Raw genomic sequence first — 21161 nt, forward strand, 5'->3', positions numbered from 1 at the left:
TGCTTTCTCCCAAATAGGTCAACGATGTCTGTTTCGATTATCATCAAAACTTTGAACGAAGAAAAGCGCATCGCCGAGGCTGTAGAGAGCGCTCTGAAGGCTTTGCCTGGCGGAAAAGTGGAAGTAATCGTAGCAGATAGCGGGTCCACGGATCGCACAATAGAGATAGCACAGTCTTATCCGATCAAGATTGTGCAGATCGAGCCTCCCGCGCGGGCCAGCTGCGGTCTCGGTCCACAACTGGGCTTTCAGTATTCGACGCAGCCCTATATCTGCCTGATCGATGGCGACATGATAATCGAGCCAGATTTTCTGCCGGCAGCGCTCGATTATCTCGACAAACATCCAGATGTTGGTGGCGTGACCGGCCATGTCGTGGACCAGATTCTGGAAAGCCTGGAGTTCCAGCGTCGGGCGAAGCGGCATTCGCCGGAAGCGCGAACAGGTGACATCGACCGCATGAATGGCGGTGGACTTTACAGGCGCAGCGCGATCGAGCAGGCGGGATATTTTTCCGATCGCAATCTTCATGGTCATGAAGAGTTTGATGCGGGTGTTCGGCTGCGCAGCAAAGGCTGGAAACTCCATCGTCTGGATCGCCCTTTTGTGCAGCATTTTGGCTATACGATGAACGCCTATAAGCTTCTGGTACGCCGCTGGAAAAGCAAATATCTGCGTGGAACCGGCGAGGTTTTGCGTGCTGCAATGGGGCAGGCGCACCAGAAGAATCTGTTCCGTGAACTGCCGGAGTTACGGCTTTGGGGCGCGGTTTATCTTTGGTGGCTGGTGATCTTGGCGGCTCTCGCTTTCGTGCCGGGATGGCCGCTGGCAATTCTGGCGGCAGTCGTGATTGTGGTGATCCCGTTCGCGGCAATGTCCATTCGTTCGCGTAGTATCGAGCTTGGCGTCTACGCGGTGGTAGCATGGATATTTCATGCAGCTGCACTACCGCTTGGCTTTTTTCAGCCGCGCCGCAAACCAACTGACTGGATCGAAAGTAAGGTTATAAGGGAGCCTTGATGAAAATCCTGCGACTGGCCATATCCGTTTCACTTATAGGCCTCGCGATGTCCAACGCTGGTGCTGAGGAATGGCTTCCGGTCACAGAAAACAATCTCGAAATTTCCGATGGAAGCCCGCTCGATTTTTCGGGGTTTCTGACAAACATCCCCATTGAAGAGAAAAATCGTTTGATCGCAAATGCCGCCGGGCGTTTCGCAAAAGCCGACGAGCCTGACCAAACGATGCGGCTGCAGTGTGCCGCGATTGCCTGGGGGCCACCCTCATCTGGCGTGGTAGATCATGCCTTCATTGATCGATATGTGCGACAGCTTCGCCTGCACGGCTACAATATAGCTCGACTTCATTTTGTTGATGCCGACTTGATGCTCGGACAGGAGCGCGATTTCGATTTTCGTCCGGAAGCTCTCGACCGGATGCGTTACCTGATGGCGGCGCTCAAACGCGAAGGCATTTACTGGATCATTGACGGACTTACCTCCGAAAGCGGCGCTTTGGGCGGGAAGGACACTGATCGTTGGGGACTTGAAGGCAATCTGAAACGCCGAACCTATGTGGACGATGCAGCATTTGATCACTGGCTGCGCTTCCAGAAAGAAGTCTACGCCACGATTAATCCTTATACAGGCCTCACACCTCTAGAAGACCCCGCACTCGCCCTGATCATTCCGTTCAATGAAAATGGTATCGAATTCACAAGCTTTGTGCACGAGCATGACGACGGGACCACATTTTGGCCCGGCTATCGTCCCGCGTTCAGTGCATTTCTGAAAAAGCGCTATGCGAATACCGCTGCCTTGTCACGAGCATGGGGTGGTTTGGCTCCCAACGAAAATCTGGAGCAACAAACCATCCAATTGCCTGAAAGCCGTAGCGGCGGCGGGAGACGGCTTCGGGATTTTCAGGCTTTCCTCGTTGAAAGTGAACGTTTACTGGCACAACGGATGGAACAGGGCCTACGCGGTCTTGGCTATCGCGGTCTTGTCGCCCCCTATAACAACTGGTTCACCGTCCAGACGGCTCTTTCAAGACAGAGCCAGAAAGCGTTGGTTGCCAATACCTATCATGACTGGATCGGAACCCTCAGCCCAGGAACGGAAATCAAGCATACGAGTTCGATTGCCGACGCTGCTTCCTATGTCAGCGAAATCGCTGTCGGGCGCTGGCTCGGGCGGCCTTTTCTTGTGACCGAGTACGAGCATCTGTTCTGGAACCGCTATCGATATGAAGCGGGTTTGGTGTTTCCGGCCTATGCCGCATTGCAGGGCTGGGACGGTATCTGTCGCCATGGGCAGGGGCCGCTAACGCTTGCATTTGATGAGGCAGCACCATTCCGCCAACGTATCGTTCCCTACACTTTTGCCGTCGATCCTGTCGCGCGTGCGGGCGAAACGCTGGCGTCACTCCTGTTTCGTCGAGGCGACATCGAAACTGCAGATTTCAATCTACCGTTCATGATGCAGGGTGAGGCGAGCCTTGGTGAATCGCTTGAGTTTCGAGAATCGGCGCGACTGAAACCGCTGGCACTTGTTGGCGGGATCGGTCTTGCCACGAAAGAACTGACTTGGCCGCAAGGCCTACAAAAAAAAGTCGCAGTCGATTATCGAAATGTATCACTCGATAACGTGTTGCAGCGTCTGAAAATGGCGGGTCTCCTTGCAGATGACAACGCGACCAGTCCCTCGCAAGGCCTGTTTGAAAGCGCCACTGGTCAAATCCGGCTCGACCGTAACAAGCTGCGGATGCAGGTCGTTACGCCTAAGACCGAGGCCATTGCCTTTGCTGAACTGAAAGACCGCCTGACTTTGCGTGAGCTATCCCTCGGCAATGCCGAGGAGAGGGGCTTGTTTGCTGTTTCGGCTATTGATGAGAAGCCATTGAAGGACAGTGAAAAGCTGCTGATAATTTTCGCCAGTGATGCCCGCAATACGGACATGCGCTTCCGCGACAAGGCGGAGAAAATCATAGAGGATTGGGGACGGTTGCCAGTCACTCTGCTGCGTAACCGGGTGGATGTGACACTGGCAGGAAATACTGTTTCATGGACACTCTCGCCAGTCGGTCTTGATGGGAAGATTCATGACAAAATAGCTGTCGGGTCTGGCCCCATTGCCTTCCAGCTGGATAATGGAGCTGGCAAAGCAGGGCCGACGACGTTCTTCTTGCTGGAACGGAAGCTTGCAGCTCAATAGAAATCCGTCGACAGCCTGCTCCAGCTTTCGCCAGCGAGCCCGCCAATAAAGATATCATTACGCTGAACGGCGTTCAGCATATCCGCGTTTGCTGTGGCTACACAAACGTTGGCTTTCAGACGAAAGAACATGATCGACTGTTGTGAGAGCGCATTGAGATAACGCGGATCGACCCGGCCTTGCGCTGCGACATGCCCTTCATCCTGCAGATGGAGCAGCATCGCATCGACGGCATGTTTTTCCATTCCGGCCTTGGCGAGGATGTTCAGAACTTCTGCAATGCCATTGGAGCGGACGTAGTAACAAAAAAAGCCGCTCGGACTGCCGGTGCGGTCGTTGATCGCACAAAAACGCAAGGTACCGGCAGCCTGATTATCGGACGCCATCAGGAACAGCCAGTTGATGTCGCTTTCTGTCCAGGCTGGATGTGCCAAATAGCTTTGCAGGTAACCTGGAACAAGAGATATGGCTTCGTCTTGCGCAATTTCCTTCACATTCGCCCGGGGCTTGGCAGCTCTCGTGATCGCAGGAATCGGAAAAAGCGGGTTGAGCATTCTGCCTACTGAGCTTGTTGCCCATCCGCCGAGGATCGGACGCCGTTCTGCAACGTAACTGGCCACATAGCTGGCAGCCTGGAATATGCGTGTCCATCCGAGCCCATGTGTGCCGAGTGTAATCCCCCCAATTGCTTCGGAATGTTTGAGGCTTACTGGCGCAGCACTGTCGGTGAAGTTGAGTATCTTTTCACTTGGACGCAAAGTGAGTGTCAATTCGGCGGCGCCGCGTGGCGACATTTCCGGTTTCATCATGAAGGCGCAAAGCAATCGCCCCATGATCGATTGACCATTGACCCTATAGGGGATGGGCAGAACCGAGATCGCGCTATCGATCTCACCGTGCTCGTCCTCATGGACCACGCTGCCAATTGCAGGGTCGTAGTAGGGGCTTTCAAAAAAGAACTTCTGAAAATACTGATCGAAAGTCTTGTTGCATGACTTTGAGTGTGGACGAAAAACTCGCTGGAACAGCGTGCGGACGGCAGGAATATCATCAATATGCATCGCGCGAACACGTCGCGACTTGATGTCATTTGCTGGTGTGGAGATGCGCGTCATCTAAGCCCCCGCCTGCTTGAAACCGCCTTTTTTCTCTTCTGCGTCACGACTCCGGCGAACGAGGTAGATAACGCAGCCCCACGATGCCAACACAATACTGATTTCGATTACGTAAATAGCTGCGAAAGTTCCTGTGATTGGCGCATACCAGGTGGCCAGTGCCAGAAGCGGTGCACCAAGAATGTTGCCTGTGTTCAGGACCGCCGTGCGATAGCTGTGCTGGCTGGCTGCACCCAGAAGATCCACCGCTATCGACCATAGAGCAACAAACACCGTGATCCAGCAAAGCGTGCGGCAGAAGGAAACCAGCGTGTCGTATTCGCTGCCGAAGAGATAGGGCAGATAGGGCGCAATGATAAAGACGGCCAGTGATGTGAGTATGCCGATTGCAATCGCGGCGCCGAGCAGGCGCATTGTAATCGGTAGCGCATGATGGATGCCGTTTGCGCTGGCGCGGGCCAGATGCGGGTAGACGAGACGGTTCATCGCCTCAACGGTCAATGTGCTGCTGTCGATGATGCGACGAGTGACGCCGTAGCTGCCAACAATGCTGGGAGTTACCAATGTTCCGAGAAGCAGAAGGTCGGCATTCTGGCGGACCGCCTTGAAGATGAACTGTGATGCGAACATCACTCCGAGCCGCAGTTCATCGCGCACGATTGTGTATTGCGGACGACCTAGTCTGCGCAGGAACAAGGCATAAACCACGGCGACCAGCACATGAACCCCGAACTGCCAATAAGCCCATCCGACAACAGTGGATACGCCAAACACAAGGCAGGCGATTGTCGCGCCAATGGTGCGGGCAATGGCAAATCCGACGACGGAGAGATTGGCCGATACGAAGTCAGTATGCGCAATGTAAATTTGCTCGACCAGCAGGATAAGGCGCACCAACACAATATTGGTGACAAGTAGCAGAAAAAGCCCAAACAGGTTGTTTGTAAATTCTGGAGAGCCACTCAGCCAGAACGGCAATATCACCATTCCGGCAGCGACGAGGACAACGCCTGTTACTGCGATCAAAATGAGATTGTGGCCAAGCATTGCCGGATAGATCGCTCGGTCTTGCGCCACGCGACGTACGAGGCATTCCGCTCCGCCCAGGCCGCAAATGAAGGTGGCGATGCTGGTAACGGCCATCACCGTCACGAACAAACCGAACTCGTGAGAACCAAGATAGCGTGCCAGAATAGCGAATGTAAAAAGCTGTGCGATGTTTGCCGCAAAAAGGCTGCCGCTAGAAGCTGCGTAGGACAGTAATGTCGACCAATGGCGTTTCAAATTTTCATACCGAGTTTTCGGGCCGCTATGGCTCAGCGTGCTTCTGGAGGATCAAAGGCACGCTTGGAACTTCAAGATAAGGTTATGACAGCGAAGAGGCTTCTTTTTCGTAAAGCTTCTGATGATGAGGCATATGCACTGTTTTCTCTTAGTCCCGAAGAACATGAGGTGCCAAGCATGTCGACCGAAATTTATCACAAACTGCAGGACTAAATGACCGTCATTTGCATTTTGGTGACACTCGTGCAGATGATTGCCTTTCATTAACCGAATTTTTTAATCTTTAAGTCTAAGGAAAATAGTAGCGCCATGTTTGCGCTATTGAGTGAACCTTAGGGACGACTAATGTACACCTTGCGCGACCTCGCTTCGAAAGCACGGGTAACAGAGACTGCCAGTGAAAATCTGGCATCCGTCGATGACCGGCTGCGTGCAGTCAGACGCGAGACGTATGTTGTCCGTGAAGAAGAAAAGGTTACTGAAACCATTGCGCCTGCAAACAAGGGACTGATGCTGCCGGAACTCGACCTGTTCGAGGCGCTCGCCTGGATGCGTGCCCGGTGGATTTTGATCGCAGCGCTCGCAATAATAGGTGGTTTGGCGGGTCTCGCCTACGGCATGACGGCAAAGCCTCGTTATACAGCCTATACGGATTTGCTGGTTCCGCCGTCTGGACTCCAGTTGTTGCCCAACGATGTTTATGCCCAGAGCCTGCAGGCTGACAGCCAGATTCTCGACATCGAAAGCAAAATGCGCATCTTGACTTCCGGCAACGTACTCCGACGGGTCGTGACGGACTTGAAGCTGAATGAGGATGAGGAGTTTGTGCCTCCTCCGCCAGCGTTCGATGTTAGGGCTATGCTTGGCCTCAGCAAACCGACGGGTCCGAAAGATGATACACTGACTGCTGTGCGTGCACTGTCGCAGCGGATCAACGTTACGCGTCCTGAACGATCCTATCTGGTTACGATTGCGGTCTGGACGGAAAATCCCGAAAAATCGGTAAAGGTCGCAGATTCTCTGGCGAACGCCTTCCAGGAGGAAGTTGCACAAGCAGATGCCGATGGCGCAGGACGTGCTGCCGCTGCCCTATCCGAACGTCTGTCCTCTCTGCAGAAGGCGGCAACTGAAGCGGAAGAAAAAGTCTCGGCGTTCCGCCGGGCGCACGGCCTGCAAACATCAGGTGGCGAACTCGTCAGCACCCAGTCGATGACGCAGATCAATTCTAAATTGGTCGATGCCCAAGCGCGCGTTGCCGATGCAAGCACCCGCTATCAGGAGCTGACAAAGGATACCGGCAGCGCCGTTAGTCCGGCAAGCACCTTGCAATCGCCCACGATGACGAACCTGCGTGGACAATATGCGTCGCTGAAACAGCGCTACGATGCTCTCGCCATGACCTATGGTCCGCGATATCCGGAACTGATGAATACGGAACGCCAGCTTGCCGGTCTGGAGCAGCAGCTGGCGCAGGAACGGGCGCGTATCCTGCAATCGGCCAAGGTTGACCTCGATCAGGCAAATGCCGTTGTAGCGGCTCTCAACGCACAGGCCGCTTCCGCACGTTCGGCTGTTGCGCTCGACAATGACGCGCAAGTCCAGCTTTCGGACCTCGAACGCGACATGGCCGCCAAGGTCTCTATCTACAATACGTTCCTGACCCGCTCATCGGAGACGAGCCAGCGCAAGCAACTCGATGCGACCAATATCCGGATCATTTCGACTGCCATTCCTCCGATTGGTCGCAGCTGGCCACCCAAGACCGTCGTGCTTGGTGCTGGGGGTGGCATTGCCGGGATGGGCCTTGGTGCGGTTCTCGCGCTCAGTTTGGGCTATCTTGGTGCATGGCGTCGAAACCGTGAGGGTCTGGTCTGACTTGGCTGAACTATCGGTTCATTACCGTGAGGAGATACAACCGCGAGTCTCGTCAGCTATCGGGGCCGCTCTCTTTCTCTGCATGTTCTTATTCATCTGGATAGGTACCAATCCCTATCCGGATCTTGGTGCCGTGACCGGCGTCACAGCCAAAGCTGCAGATTCCAGCTCGCTCAACCAGCTGGTCACCTTGTTTCTGACGGGCAGCTTTCTGGTTTGCGCACTGAGCAGCTCCATGCGCAGTGCCATTCTGCAACCGCGCGTTCTGATTGGCCTGGTTTTCTTTTGGCTCTTTATGACGGCCCTTTTGTCGGCTCACCCGATGATCGCCAGCAAGAAAGTGGTCTTGTCCATCCTGACCGCGTTGAATGCGAGCATCTTTCTCATGTTGCCGCAATCCGAACGCCAGATGGCACGGTTGCTGGCAGTTGGTTCATTGATAACCCTGGCGTTTGCCTATTTCGGCGTAATCTTTATGCCGCAACGGGCTATTCATCAGGGTACTGAAGTTATTGAACCTATGCTGGCCGGTGCATGGCGCGGCCACTATCCACACAAGAATGCCGCCGCCGCCTCTCTGGTGCTGATGAGCTTTTTCGGCCTCTATATCTGGAAAACCGGCTTGCCGAAGACGGGTATGCTTATCGTCGCCCTTTGCGTGTTCTTTGTTCTTAACACGGGCGGCAAGACATCGACGGCCATGTTGCCGTTTATCGTCGTGATGTCGCTGGTGTTTGTGCGACTGAAATGGACACGTGTTTTCATTGCTATCGGCGGGATCGCTGCTTTCAATATTATTGCTGTCGGAGCGGCCGTTTTCGATCCCTTGCGCGAGCTTGTCCAAAGCCTGGGCGTTGACGCCAGCTTTACAAATCGATCTGACATCTGGAAACTCGCATTCGCCGCAATCTCGGCAAAGCCGATTTTCGGCTACGGTCTGGACTCGTTCTGGAAAACGCCGGAAATGGTCTATGCAGGTGGCGGTGGCGCAAGCTGGGCGGTTGCAGCCTTCAATGCACATAATTCTTTTCTGGATATGATGATCAATGCTGGGATTATTGGTTTAATTCTGACGCTTATCTGGATAATGGTCTTACCGCTTCGGTATATTAAGGAAGCGGAAAGCACAGATAACGACCCTATATTAACGCTCCTCTATATTCGCCTTTGGCTTTACGGATTATATATGTCTTGTATGGAGAGCACGTTCTTTCAGAACGGTGGGGCGGTGTGGTTCTGCATTATGGTTGCTGTCTTCGGATTGCGCTTGCAGGCAAAGGCAAAGCTCGTCTGAAACAGCTTTTGGGGGCTGGGGCAATGATGGAAATGGATAGTCTCGACAAGGCGCGCAGCCGCCTGGAATGGTATGCTATACGGCTGAACGACAGCATCAGCCGTCGGTTTCCATTGCGCCCATTCTGCCTGCCGAAGAATGAACGGATCATCACTTTCACATTTGACGATGTGCCTGATACGGCCGAAAGCGCCGGGGCTGCCATTCTCGACAAGCATGGGGTTCATGGCACTTTCTATATTGCAGGCAACCTGGTTGGTACGAAAGAAGCCAAAAGGAACCTGATCACACAGGAAGGCTGCCGGAAACTGGTCGAGCGCGGACATGAATTGGGTTGCCATACCTATGATCATCTCAAGGTTCCTTATGTCGGGGCGCAGAACATAGTGGCCGATTTAGATCGCAACACCGCCTATCTCGATGTGTTCGAGCCTGATCGTGTCGAGGCGCGCAATTTCGCTTATCCCTACTGCGCATCTTCCATGATGTCGCGGCGGCTCTTTGCTGATCGTTTCTCTACATGCCGCGGAGGTGGCAACCGCATCAATCGCGGCATGATCGACCTTGCCTTTCTGCAGGCGGTGGAGATCAGGCAGCCTGACGATGACGCTGCGCGCCAGACTCGCTGGATCGATGATCTGAATGCAAATCCCGGCTGGCTTGTCTTCTATACGCATGATGTCAGCGATACGCCGACCGAGTTCGGGTGCAAGCCTGAAACCTTTGAGCGCCTCGTATCTCATGCGGTGAAAAGTGGGGCGGCTGTTCTTTCTGTCCGCGAAGCATTGGCGCGCCTTGGTGCTCAACGAGGTGCTGCTTGACGCATTTAAATGATAAAGAACATCGCCTGTTGGCGATCAACAATTACTTTTATCGGCGCGGTGGCGCCGAAACTGTTTTTCTCGACCACATCAAACTATTTTCTGAAATCGGCTGGCAAACGGCACCTTTTGCCATGCAGCATCCGGATAATTTCCCATCCGACTGGTCTTCCTATTTCGTCTCGGAAATTGAGTATGGCCGGGAAAGCAGCCCGCTCACAAAGTTCGTGCAAGCGGGCAAGATCATCTATTCATGGGAAGCGCGCGACCGGATCAAGGCGCTGATCGAACGTTTTCGTCCGAATGTCGCGCATGCACATAATATCTATCATCATTTGTCACCGTCGATTTTCCCGGTTCTGAAGGACGCGGGTATCCCGACGGTCATGACAGCCCACGACCTGAAGCTGGCCTGTCCGGCCTATAAAATGCTGTCACACAACCAGATTTGCGAGCGCTGCAAGGGCGGGCGCATTTATAATGTGGCGCTTCATAAATGCATCAAGGATTCCACGGCGCTGAGCGGGCTGGTTTTCGTTGAAACAGCCATTCATCGCATGCTTGGTCTTTACCGCAATACGCTTGACCGCATCGTTGTGCCGAGCCGCTTCTATATTGCCAAGCTTGCCGAATGGGGCTGGCCTGAAGAAAAGCTGGTCTATATTCCCAACTTCGCCCATACGGACGATCTGAAACCTTACGCAGATGAGAGCGATTACTTCGCCTATGTCGGAAGACTGGCGCCGGAAAAGGGGATCGGTACCCTCATTCGTGCAGCGGCGATTGCGAGGCAGAAACTTGTTATTGCAGGCACCGGGCCTGAAGAACAATCACTGAAAGCGATTGCCACTGAGGCGGGCGGCGATGTCACATTCGCAGGCTATGTCTCGGGTGAACGACTGCATAGGCTGATCGGAGAAGCAAAGGCGCTCGTTCTTCCGTCTGAATGGTATGAAAATGCCCCGATCAGTATTCTGGAAGCCTATGCGCTTGGGGTGCCGGTGATTGGCGCAGACATTGGTGGAATTCCCGAAATGATCATCGAAGGTGAGACCGGAATGGTTTCCCGTGCAGGCGATATAGATGATCTCGCCCGGGTTCTTGGCGAGTTTGCGGGATTATCTCCGCAGGCGCGGCGCAAGATGGGGAATGTAGGCCGGGTCTGGGCCGGTAATGAATTCTCGCCACAGGCATACAGAAACCGCACGCTGGAACTTTATGCCGAGTTAGGGGCGCTTTGATGGTCCGAAACGACAAACGACCTCGCGTCATGATGCTGGGTCTACGCGGTGTTCCAAACGTACAAGGCGGAGTGGAAAAACATGTCGAGGAGCTCGCCCGGCTCTATGTGACAAGGGGCTGGGATGTCGATGTCATCGGACGTCGCCCATATCTTGAAAAGAAACAGCCTTATGTATGGGAGGGTGTGCGGGTAACGCCGATCTGGGCGCCGACTTCCATGAAATTCGAGGCGATTGTCCATACGGTTCTGGGCGTGCTGCGGGCAGGGTTCAAACGTCCGGATGTTCTGCACATTCACGCAATCGGTCCGGCTCTGGCTGTTCCGCTGGCGCGTCTGCTGGGGTTACGCACGGTCGTGACGCACCACGGATTTGACTATAATCGTCAGAAGTGGGGGCGTCTTGCGCGCACGATGCTGAAGCTTGGCGAATGGTGCGGGATGCGTTTTGCAAATGCACGTATCGCTGTGTCCAACGACATCGCGCAAACCATGCAACAGCATTTCCATGTGCCGAACACATTTATCCCGAACGGCGTCACGCTGCGTCCTGCCTGCCGAGACAAGACGTGGTTGGAGAAGCACGGCCTGTTACCGGAGCGGTATATCGCTCTTGTGGCACGGATTGTTCCAGAGAAACGTCAACTCGATCTCATCGAGGCTTTTGCAAAACTTTCCGATTCTTCTTTGAAACTGGCTCTGATCGGTTCGGCGGAATATACCGCTGAATATGCCGGAGCCGTCCGCGCAAGGGCTGATGCTGTGCCAGGTGTCGTGCTGACGGGCGCACTTCAGGGAGAAGAGCTGTCAGCCTTGTTCAGTCAGGCGGCATTGTTCGTTCTGCCATCCAGCCACGAGGGCATGCCGATCGCTCTGCTGGAGGCGATGGGGTATGGCTTGAACGTACTCGCAAGCGATATTACTGCCAATGTCGAAGTGGGGCTTTCAGAGGAGAGTTACTTTCCGCTTGGCAATGTCGATGCATTGAAGGATGCGCTGCGGCAGAAGATCGATAGCCCGTTGACCAGCAAGCAGTCGCAAGAAATGATCGACTGGATCGCGCGGGATTACAGCTGGAGCGGGATCGCTGACCGCACGCTGGAAGTTTACAAGTCCACTTTGAAATAGAACGCGCCCCGAAAATTGTGGGGTGGCTTTCGGGACAAGGCGTGTGTGGACCAAAATAAAGGCCCCGGAAGCTTTCGCTTCGGGGCCCGATAATCTCATTCTCGTATTCGTCTTAACGAGCCCGACGGCGTTCCGCAGTCGGCTGGAAAGCCAGACGCGAATGATAGCTGCAATATGGGCTCGATTCACCGGATTCATGGCCGCAGAAATGAAAGTCTTCGTTCAGCGGGTCGCCAATCGGCCACTTGCAGGTACGTTCGCTCAGCTGCAGCAGTGAGAGACGGCGCGAAATAGGCACCACTACATCTGAAGCCGGCTTGACCACTCTTTCCGCAACGACGTCTACGGCGTAGTCCATCTGAAGTGCAGTAGCACCAACCGTCTTGGTGACCGTAGCCGTGCGCATCGTCGTCGTATGCACGCCGGTTGAATGTTGTGCTGCAGGACGTGGCGCTGCGGCAACCGTGTTGACCTTCTTGCTGCGTGGAGCAGCGGTCGTGGTTTTGCCACGGCCCGAAAGCTTCAAACGGTGCACTTTGCCGATCACTGCATTACGGCTCACGCCGCCAAGCTGTGCTGCGATCTGGCTTGCGCTCAAGCCTTCGCTCCACAGTTTCTTCAGTAGTTCGACGCGTTCGTCTGTCCAGTTCATCGCCCTGGGCTCCAATCATTTTCGTTATCCGGAATCCGCCAGTGTTCTCGGATTGCTCCAAGCGCAAACACCATATCTATCCGGGTGACTAGGTCCGCCGCACGAAATGTAGCTTTAATCTCTAAAAAGAAACTACAATATCCAACGACTCCATGACAAGGGATAGCCCTGTCAGGCAGATTCCATTTTTATGGTTTTCCCCAACTTGGGTGCCAAAGACGGTTTTTCTTTGATCCAGCGCCGAAATTTTGCACGCAATTGGTTCTGAACTGAAAACCCGGATTGTTTCAGGATGGAACATCGCGAACTTGCGAAGCGGATATGCCGTCTGGCAGCCTCAGCCGAGGAGAGGCCTTTCTCTATAGAGTGTGGATGCTCGCGTAAAGTCACCTTCGACCGGCGAATGTTACAAGAACGAGAAAATGCATGAACTCATGCCGAAAGATGGCCTGCAAACCTTGCTTGCTTTGATTGACATTTTTTTTGTGAACGCCAATATACGCGCGAGATAAATATGCCGCCCTGAGGGCGGTTTTTTATTTCTGCCGGAAGCTCAGGCGAGGAGCATGAGCTATCTGGGCCATTCCCTCATGTCTCATTATATTTTCGCGGCAGCTGGGATGGAATATTGGGCGCTTTTCGAAAGGTGGGAACCGTTTCGAGTGCCTGAGGACTGTTTATGGGAAACACAGCTTTGCCGGTGCGACCGTGCAAGCTGCAAAAAAGGCTTTGGAGGCCTGACGCTATGACCGACGCTACGACCGTGCAACCGCTTTACGACACCTATAATCGTGCGGCGCTGCGCTTCGAGCGAGGTGAGGGCATCTGGCTGATTACCGAAAGCGGCGAACGTTACCTCGACTTTGCTGCCGGCATTGCTGTGAACTCGCTTGGCCATTCGCATCCACATCTGGTGGAAACGCTGAAGACCCAGGCGGAAAAGCTGTGGCATCTGTCGAATGTCTACGAAATTCCGGCGCAGGAGAAGCTAGGACGGCGTCTTGTCGAGAGCACTTTCGCCGACAAGGTCTTCTTCACCAACTCCGGCGCTGAAGCCCTTGAATGCGCGATCAAGACCGCGCGCCGCTATCAATATGTAAGCGGTCACCCGGAACGCTACCGCATTGTGACCTTTGAAGGCGCCTTCCATGGCCGCACACTGGCCACGATTGCCGCTGGCGGTCAGGCCAAATATCTCGAAGGCTTTGGCCCGAAGGTCGACGGTTTTGATCAGGTTCCGTTCGGTGATGAAGCGGCATTGCGTGCCGCTATCACCGATGAGACTGCAGGGATCCTGCTTGAACCCGTGCAGGGCGAAGGCGGTTTGCGCGGTTTCCCTGAAGAATTCATGCGCATGCTGCGCCAGATCTGTGATGAAAAGGGTCTTCTGCTGATCCTCGACGAAGTGCAGACCGGCGTTGGCCGCACGGGCAAGCTGTTTGCGCATGAGTGGGCTGGTATCAAGCCGGACATCATGGCTGTGGCCAAGGGCATCGGCGGCGGTTTCCCGATGGGTGCTTGTCTCGCGACCGCAGAAGCGGCCAAGGGCATGACGGCTGGTGTTCACGGCACGACCTATGGCGGCAACCCGCTTGCCATGGCCGTCGGCAATGCCGTGCTCGATGTTGTTCTGGCTGACGGTTTCCTCGAAAATGTTCAGGCAACCGCTCTGGTCATGAAACAGGGGCTTGCTTCCATCGTTGACCGCTACCCAAGTGTTGTTTCCGAAATCCGTGGTCGCGGCCTGCTGATCGGTATCAAATGTGTGTTGCCGAATACCAGTCTCATTCAAGCCCTTCGTGACGAGCATTTCCTGAGCGTCGGCGCTGGCGACAATGTCGTTCGTCTGTTGCCACCGCTGGTTACGACGCCGGAAGAAGCACGTGAAGCGCTGAAGCGCATTGAAACGGCGGTCGAACGGCTCGCAACTGCAAATCCGATCAGCAAGACGGCGTGATATCATGGCTAACGATAACGGGATCAAACACTTTATCGACCTCTCTGCTGTTCCGGCATCGGAACTTCGCGCTATCATGGAAGACGCCAAGGCGCGCAAGGCGCGCCTGAAGGCGGGAGAAATCGAACGACCGTTCGCCGGCAAGGTGCTTGCGATGATCTTCGAAAAGCCTTCCACGCGCACGCGTGTGTCGTTCGATGTCGGTATGCGCCAGCTTGGCGGCGAGACGATCATGCTGACCGGTTCGGAAATGCAGCTCGGGCGCAGTGAAACCATCGCCGATACGGCGAAAGTTCTGTCACGCTATGTTGATGCGATCATGATCCGCACCACATCGCATGAACGCATGCTGGAACTTGCCGAATATGCAACTGTTCCGGTTATCAATGCACTGACGGACGATACACACCCTTGTCAAATCATGGCTGACGTTCTTACATATGAGGAACATCGCGGCCCGATCAAAGGCAAGACTTTTGCCTGGATGGGGGACGGTAACAACGTCCTCCACTCGCTGGTTGAAGCTGCGGCGCGTTTTGATTTCAACGTCAATATCGCAACGCCGGAAGGCAGTGAACCCAAGTCGCAATATGTCGATTGGGCGAAAGCGAATGGCGCGAGCATCATGTCTACCATCGATCCGGAAAGAGCGGCGAACGGCGCAGATTGCATCGTGACCGATACGTGGGTTTCGATGGGGCAGGAAGATCATGCCCGCGGCCACAACGTTTTCATGCCCTATCAGGTCAATGCGCGACTGATGGCAAAAGCTGATCCGAAGGCGCTTTTCATGCACTGCCTGCCTGCACATCGCGGCGAGGAAGTGACGGATGAAGTGATCGATGGACCACAATCGGTCGTATTCGATGAAGCGGAAAACAGGCTCCATGCCCAGAAAGCCATTCTGGCCTGGTGTCTGCAAAGCCGCGATCTGGGAGCATAATTTGGCTGACAAGACCAGCAATGAGCATACCGAAGTCGAGAACATCCAGGTCAATCTGGGCGATTTCGACTTCGCAGGCGATGACGCCGTTGTGCCCTTTCAGGTGGAAGGACTCGACGTGCGTGGTCGCGCGGTTCAGCTTGGCGCGAGTATCGACGGCATTCTGAAACGCCATAACTATCCGGAAGAAGTGGCCCGCCTGCTGGCGGAAGCGACGGTGCTGACCGTATTGCTTGGCACGTCGCTCAAATTTGAAGGCAAGTTCATCTTCCAGACGCAGTCCGACGGTCCCGTCGACATGCTGGTGGTCGACTTCCGCACGCCGCGTTCGGTGCGCGCCTATGCACGTTTCGACGAGGAACGGTTAAAGGAGGCGGTTGCCGCCCACAAGACGAAGCCCGAGGAACTGCTTGGACGGGGCACACTCGCCTTCACGGTGGATCAGGGCGCTTATACTCAGCGCTATCAGGGCATTGTTGCGCTTGATGGTTCGACGCTGGAAGAAATCGCCACGACCTATTTCCGTCAGTCGGAACAGATTCCGACTGATCTGAAACTGAGCGTTGCCAAGCTTGTCGAACGCGGTGCTGATGGTAAGCCAGTGGAACAGTGGCGTGCTGGCGGGCTGATCATTCAGTTCCTGCCGGAATCCGAACTGCGTGCACGCATCCCCGACCTGCCAGGCGGTGATGAGGATGAAGCCGAAGTCGCCTTTCATCCCGAAGACGACGCATGGGACGAAGCCCGTTCGCTGGTTGGAACGATCGAAAGTTCTGAACTGACGGACCCGCAGGTCGGCTCCGAGCGGCTGCTTTATCGTCTGTTCCATGAACGCGGCGTGCGCGTCTTCGACTCTGTGCCTGTGCTGGACGAGTGTTCGTGCTCGCGGGACAAAATTTCCGGTGTGCTGTCAGGTTTTACAGCCGAGGAAATTGCAGAGAGTGCGGACAACGGCAAGATTTCCGTGACCTGTGAGTTCTGCTCGAAACGCTATGAGTTCGATCCGGCGGAATTCGCGCCAAAGTCCTAGGCTTTATTACAGCTGAGAAAATGGCTTGTTACCACTGGTGGCGAGCCATTTTTTATGACCAACCTAATTTAAAGTTCGCCTTTGTTCCGGAATATCCAGCGAGAAAGCGGGTATATCGACTTCGAACAAACTGCCGCCGTTGCCCTGCATCTGATAGCGCCCGACCATGACGCCCGATGTAGTGGTCAACGGGCAGCCCGATGAGTATTGAAAAGAGTCGCCTGGTTCGAGTGTTGGTTGTTCGCCGACCACGCCCGGCCCGCGCACTTCCTCGACATACCCGTTCGCATCGGTAATCTGCCAGTAACGCGAACGAAGCTGTACGGTTTCCGTGGAGTTGTTGGCAATCGTTATACGATAGCCCCAGACATAACGGTTTTCTTCGGGCTCGGACTGGTCTTCCAAATAGAAAGGTTCGACCGAAACTTCGATCCCCCGCGTTACCGCTCTGTACATGCGCACCCGCCCTACATTCACATCGGCCTTGGCACCTTGAGATCAGATAAAACCGGATCGCAATGATGCTTTGCATTGAACGGTTTGCCGATTCTGTTCATGGGCACCGTTGTTCGCCCCACCTATCGCTAAAGTTGCGGGGGAGGTCAACAATTCGGCACGTCAAATGAACGGCATTTGCCGAAATGTTCCGGCAAATGCTCAGTTTTAGCCTTTGTTTGCAGCCTAAATGCCACAATATAGCTATGTGTTTGCTTAGCGCGCGGCCTTCAGCGCTTCTTCTACATCCTCGACGAGATCATCCGTATCTTCGAGGCCAACCGAGATACGCAGGAGGCCGTCCGAGATAGCGAGTTCAGCTTTCGCCTCGTCGCTGAGGTTCTTGTGCGTCGTGGTTGCCGGGTGAGTAATCAGGCTTTTTGCGTCACCCAGATTGTTGGAGATGCTGAAAACCTGCAACGCGTTCTGGAACTTGAAGGCTGCTTCCTTGCCGCCGTCAAGTTCCAAAGCAATGAGGGTCGAGCCGCCGGTCATCTGCTTGGCGATGATGTCGGCCTGCGGATGGTCTGCCCGTCCCGGATAGATCACGCGCTTCACGCCCGGTTTGTTTGCGAGGAAGTCGGCAACCGCAGTCGCCGATAGCGTCTGCTGGCGCACGCGCACGGCCAGTGTTTCAAGACCCTTCAGCATGATCCACGCGTTGAATGGGCTGAGCCCCGGACCGGTGTGACGGAAATAATCCTGCAGGGTGTTTTCAATCCATTCGCGGTCGGAGAGGACTACACCACCAAGGCAGCGTCCCTGACCGTCGATATGCTTGGTCGCAGAGTAAACGACGATATGCGCGCCCAGCTCCAGAGGCTTCTGGAAAAGTGGTGTGGCAAAAACGTTGTCGACGATCAGTTTGGCGCCCGCTTCATTGGCGACCTGTGCAACGGCAGCAATGTCGATGATTTCGAGCGTCGGATTGGACGGGCTTTCAAGGAACATGACCTTGGTGTTCGGGCGAACAGCCGCTTTCCAGTTTTCAATATCGGAGCCGTCGATAATCGAGATTTCGACGCCATATTTCGGCAAGATAGTCTCTACGATGTAGCGACAGGAGCCGAAAACGGCGCGGGCAGAAATCACGTGATCGCCCGCCTGCACCTGACACAGGATCGCAGCTGCGACCGCCGCCATGCCGGATGCGGTTGCACGGGCTTCTTCGGCGCCTTCCAGCGCGCACATGCGTTTTTCGAACATGTCGGTGGTCGGGTTGGCATAACGCGAATAGATGAAACCCGGATCCTCGCCCTTGAAGCGCGCTTCGGCGGCTTCGGCATTCGGATAGAGGAAGCCCTGTGTCAGGAACATTGCTTCTGACATTTCGGCAAATCCGGAACGCAACGATCCGGCATGCACGAGCTCAGTTGCAGGGCGAAACTTGCGGGTATTCTCAGTCGTCATTTTTCCAACCTGTCGAAAGCTGGTCGGCCGGGGCAGGATAGTCGAGCCTCGGCGGCCAATAAAAAACCGGCCTTGCGAACACGCAAAAGGCCGGTAACGAACCGCGGCCTTTTTTAGCGAATTCTTTAACGTGGCTGCAAGCCGGCCGGCCAAATCACCACGGAACACATTTTCATTATGCCTGTTGAGTAGAGCCGTCAATGCCGAAACCGCCCTTTTTCGGGAAAAGCGCATCCCGCATGCCGTGATAATGCTTGGATTCCTGCGGAAAACCCGGTTTCTAGCTGCTGGAAGGGTTGGCATTGACGCCGCGAGCAGTCAATGGTCTTTGTCAAGCAATGCTTACAGCATGTCTCCCGAAAGTGGGAACCGGTTTCGGGATAAAGACATGCGTGAAAACAAGAGATTAAAGCATGTCGCTTGAACACGATAAAGCACGACGTGCTTTAGGCTACGGAGTATCGGGTTAATGATGCAGAAAGATGCTGGAATTCTGGCGGATGCGGATATTTCCGCGCTGTTTGAAAGCGGTTTGCTGGCGTCTCCACGCCCTCTTGATCCCGATCAGATACAGCCTGCAAGCCTCGATCTGAGGCTTGGCGCAAAGGCCTATCGTGTCCGCGCCTCCTTCATGCCGGGGCCAGGCACACCGGTCCTGGAAAAGCTGGAACGACTGAAACTGCACGAGATCGACCTGACCGCAGGGGCAGTTCTTGAGACCGGCTGCGTTTATATCGTTCCGCTCCTCGAAGGGCTGGCGCTGTCGGCGGACCTGTCGGCATCGGCAAACCCGAAAAGTTCAACGGGACGCCTCGATATCTTCACCCGCGTTATCGCGGACGGAGCGCAGGAATTCGACAAGGTGCCTGCGGGATATAATGGCCCGCTTTATCTGGAAGTCAGCCCACGCACATTCCCGATCGTCGTGCGCACGGGATCGCGCCTGTCGCAGATACGCTTCCGCAAGGGGCGGGCCCAGCTCGACGAAGCTGAACTCGCCGCACTGCATCATGCCGAAACACTGGTTGCTGCGGAAATGCCGAATATCTCCGGCGGCGGCATCGCCCTTTCGGTCGATCTTTCGGGCGGTCCTGACCGGCTGATCGGCTATCGCGGCAAGCACCATACGGCTGTGGTCGATGTGGACAAGCGCGCAGCGCACGACGTTCTCGACTTTTGGGAACCGATCTATGATCGCGGCGCGCGCGAACTCGTGTTGGATCCGGATGAATTCTATATTCTCGTCTCACGCGAGGCCGTGCATGTTCCCCCGCTTTATGCAGCGGAAATGACGCCGTTTGATCCGCTGGTTGGCGAATTCCGAGTTCACTATGCAGGCTTCTTCGATCCGGGTTTCGGGCACAGCGCTGCGGGTGGAACCGGCAGCCGCGCCGTTCTGGAAGTTCGCAGCCATGAGGTTCCGTTCATTCTGGAGCACGGGCAGATCGTCGGGCGTCTGGTTTACGAACACATGCTGCACCGCCCATCTGCGCTTTACGGTGTCGACCTCGGCTCCAACTATCAGGCGCAGCAGTTGAAGCTTTCCAAGCATTTTCGTTGACTGTATTAGCCTCCTCCGAGCAGATATAGTTCTGGGTGGAGGAGACCGACCTAAGTGACAACTGGAATCGAACGGGATCAGGACGGGAAGCTTCAAGCGACAACGGATGCCCCGCAGCGCAGGCTATCGGTCGGCATTGTTGCGCTACCGGGCTTTACGCTGAGTGCGCTCAGCCTTTTCCTCGATCCTTTTCGCCTTGCTGCCGATGATCGCGACAAGAGCCGTCAGATACGCTGCGCATGGAAAATCTGCACGCTATCAGGAGACCCCGTAACCTCCAGCTCCGGCATGGTGATCGAGCCGACGGCCCCCATGGGAGAACTCGACGATTGTGATTATGTTGCCGTTGTCGGCGGGCTGCTTGCACAGTATCGGCCGAGGCAGCAGGCACTGATCGATATCATCAAGCGTGCGGACCGGCGCGGCAAGACCGTAGTCGGTCTTTGTACTGCCGCCTTTCTGCTGGCGGAGGCCGATCTTCTGCCGGACCGCAATTGCTGCGTCAGCTGGTTCCATCGTGACGATTTTCTGGAGCTTTTCGACGGTTATACAGCCGATACGACCAGCCTGTTTCACCGCAGCGGAAGACATTTCACCTGTGCTGGCGGGCTTGGTACGGCGTCGCTGGCGCTTTCAATCATACAGAACGAGATTTCCGAGGAATTGGCGCGCAAGAGCGCATCCATCCTCATGATCCCTTATGAGCTTGTACGTTCCGAACAACCCGCTCTGAGTTTCAACGGTGTACGCTCGCCGATGATCCGCAAGGCGATCCGTATTTTTGAGGAAACGCTGGAAGACCCGGTGCCGATGATCGATGTCGCGCGACGATTGGGAATTTCTGTCCGCCAGATGGAGCGTGGTTTCAAACTTGCCCTTGAGCGAACGGCATTCGAGGTTCGCGAAGAACTTCGGGTTAAAAAGGCCAAGGAACTTTTATCCGAAACAGGTCTGTCCCTGCTGGAAGTGGCCGTTGCAAGCGGTTTCACCGATACGCGCAGCATGAACCGTTCATTTTCGCGGCAAAAACAGAAAGCTCCGCGAGATTACCGCAAACAGCGATAAACGAGTGTGGAACTTGCGAAGGCTGCACGGACAGCCTATTTCTTGCGCGATGAATCTGTCGCTTTGACCAATAACCACT

The 21161-nt window shown here is 55.0% G+C and carries 17 protein-coding genes and 1 riboswitch; of the genes, 12 read left to right on the forward strand and 5 right to left on the reverse strand.

Going from position 1 to position 21161, the window contains the following annotated elements; translation table 11 throughout:
• The first annotated feature begins 24 nt into the window (after positions 1–24).
• Positions 25–1020, forward strand: a complete 996-nt coding sequence (locus ABDF71_RS03210) for a glycosyltransferase family 2 protein (protein ID WP_151614999.1) — start codon at positions 25–27, stop codon at positions 1018–1020.
• Positions 1020–3212 carry a glycoside hydrolase gene (locus tag ABDF71_RS03215; protein ID WP_151662716.1) on the forward strand — a complete coding sequence of 731 codons (2193 nt, stop codon included), beginning with the start codon at positions 1020–1022 and terminating at the stop codon, positions 3210–3212. Before ABDF71_RS03210 ends, ABDF71_RS03215 begins: the two co-directional genes overlap by 1 nt.
• On the opposite strand, the gene ABDF71_RS03220 is transcribed toward ABDF71_RS03215, so the two are convergent.
• Together ABDF71_RS03220 and ABDF71_RS03225 are read right to left on the reverse strand one after the other, a co-directional pair.
• Positions 3206–4327, reverse strand: coding sequence for a hypothetical protein (locus ABDF71_RS03220; protein ID WP_040129923.1), 1122 nt, complete (start codon positions 4325–4327; stop codon positions 3206–3208). The genes ABDF71_RS03215 and ABDF71_RS03220 overlap by 7 nt on opposite strands.
• Positions 4328–5611, reverse strand: a complete 1284-nt coding sequence (locus ABDF71_RS03225) for a lipopolysaccharide biosynthesis protein (protein WP_040129921.1) — start codon at positions 5609–5611, stop codon at positions 4328–4330.
• Between the two features lie 345 nt (positions 5612–5956).
• Between ABDF71_RS03225 and ABDF71_RS03230 the strand changes: the two genes are divergently transcribed.
• From ABDF71_RS03230 to ABDF71_RS03250, 5 genes are read left to right on the forward strand one after another with little or no spacing between them, the layout of a single operon-like run.
• Entirely contained in the window at positions 5957–7486 is a 1530-nt protein-coding gene (locus ABDF71_RS03230) for a GumC family protein (protein WP_500061035.1), read from the forward strand.
• Complete coding sequence (locus ABDF71_RS03235; RefSeq protein ID WP_433761582.1) at positions 7452–8780, forward strand: O-antigen ligase family protein; 1329 nt, start codon at positions 7452–7454, stop codon at positions 8778–8780. Before ABDF71_RS03230 ends, ABDF71_RS03235 begins: the two co-directional genes overlap by 35 nt.
• 23 nt (positions 8781–8803) lie before the next feature.
• Positions 8804–9601 carry a polysaccharide deacetylase family protein gene (locus ABDF71_RS03240; protein ID WP_010658211.1) on the forward strand — a complete coding sequence of 266 codons (798 nt, stop codon included), beginning with the start codon at positions 8804–8806 and terminating at the stop codon, positions 9599–9601.
• The gene (locus ABDF71_RS03245) at positions 9598–10842 is read left to right on the forward strand and encodes a glycosyltransferase family 4 protein (protein ID WP_012090701.1); all 1245 of its coding nucleotides are present in this window, start codon (positions 9598–9600) and stop codon (positions 10840–10842) included. The genes ABDF71_RS03240 and ABDF71_RS03245 overlap by 4 nt, the downstream gene beginning before the upstream one ends.
• Positions 10842–11969, forward strand: coding sequence for a glycosyltransferase family 4 protein (locus ABDF71_RS03250; protein ID WP_500061038.1), 1128 nt, complete (start codon positions 10842–10844; stop codon positions 11967–11969). Before ABDF71_RS03245 ends, ABDF71_RS03250 begins: the two co-directional genes overlap by 1 nt.
• Positions 11970–12081: 112 nt before the next feature.
• Here ABDF71_RS03250 and ABDF71_RS03255 read toward each other — a convergent pair whose 3' ends face one another.
• Positions 12082–12621 (reverse strand): GcrA family cell cycle regulator, encoded by a 540-nt coding sequence (locus ABDF71_RS03255; RefSeq protein WP_010658214.1) that lies wholly within the window; start codon positions 12619–12621, stop codon positions 12082–12084.
• 745 nt (positions 12622–13366) lie between these two features.
• Between ABDF71_RS03255 and ABDF71_RS03260 the strand changes: the two genes are divergently transcribed.
• From ABDF71_RS03260 to ABDF71_RS03270, 3 genes are read left to right on the forward strand one after another with little or no spacing between them, the layout of a single operon-like run.
• Positions 13367–14578, forward strand: coding sequence for an aspartate aminotransferase family protein (locus ABDF71_RS03260; RefSeq protein ID WP_151662720.1), 1212 nt, complete (start codon positions 13367–13369; stop codon positions 14576–14578).
• Positions 14579–14582: 4 nt separating this feature from the next.
• The gene (gene argF / locus ABDF71_RS03265) at positions 14583–15521 is read left to right on the forward strand and encodes an ornithine carbamoyltransferase (protein WP_151662721.1); all 939 of its coding nucleotides are present in this window, start codon (positions 14583–14585) and stop codon (positions 15519–15521) included.
• Position 15522: 1 nt separating this feature from the next.
• Entirely contained in the window at positions 15523–16551 is a 1029-nt protein-coding gene (locus ABDF71_RS03270; RefSeq protein ID WP_010658217.1) for an Hsp33 family molecular chaperone, read from the forward strand.
• A 63-nt stretch (positions 16552–16614) separates the two neighbouring features.
• Here the strand turns inward: ABDF71_RS03270 and apaG are convergent, their stop codons facing one another.
• Complete coding sequence (gene apaG, locus ABDF71_RS03275; protein ID WP_010658218.1) at positions 16615–17007, reverse strand: Co2+/Mg2+ efflux facilitator ApaG/CorD; 393 nt, start codon at positions 17005–17007, stop codon at positions 16615–16617.
• Positions 17008–17262: 255 nt separating this feature from the next.
• Positions 17263–18456: an O-succinylhomoserine sulfhydrylase gene (locus ABDF71_RS03280; protein WP_010658219.1), complete on the reverse strand. Its 1194-nt coding sequence runs from the start codon at positions 18454–18456 to the stop codon at positions 17263–17265.
• A 91-nt stretch (positions 18457–18547) separates the two neighbouring features.
• Positions 18548–18627: riboswitch (SAM riboswitch) on the reverse strand.
• A gap of 298 nt (positions 18628–18925) precedes the next feature.
• Between ABDF71_RS03280 and ABDF71_RS03285 the strand changes: the two genes are divergently transcribed.
• Together ABDF71_RS03285 and ABDF71_RS03290 are read left to right on the forward strand one after the other, a co-directional pair.
• Entirely contained in the window at positions 18926–20017 is a 1092-nt protein-coding gene (locus ABDF71_RS03285; RefSeq protein ID WP_010658220.1) for a 2'-deoxycytidine 5'-triphosphate deaminase, read from the forward strand.
• Between the two features lie 54 nt (positions 20018–20071).
• Entirely contained in the window at positions 20072–21082 is a 1011-nt protein-coding gene (locus ABDF71_RS03290; protein WP_012090703.1) for a GlxA family transcriptional regulator, read from the forward strand.
• The last annotated feature ends 79 nt before the right edge of the window (positions 21083–21161 follow it).

The organism is Ochrobactrum sp. WV_118_8 (assembly GCF_039631535.1).
Lineage (GTDB): Bacteria > Pseudomonadota > Alphaproteobacteria > Rhizobiales > Rhizobiaceae > Brucella > Brucella anthropi.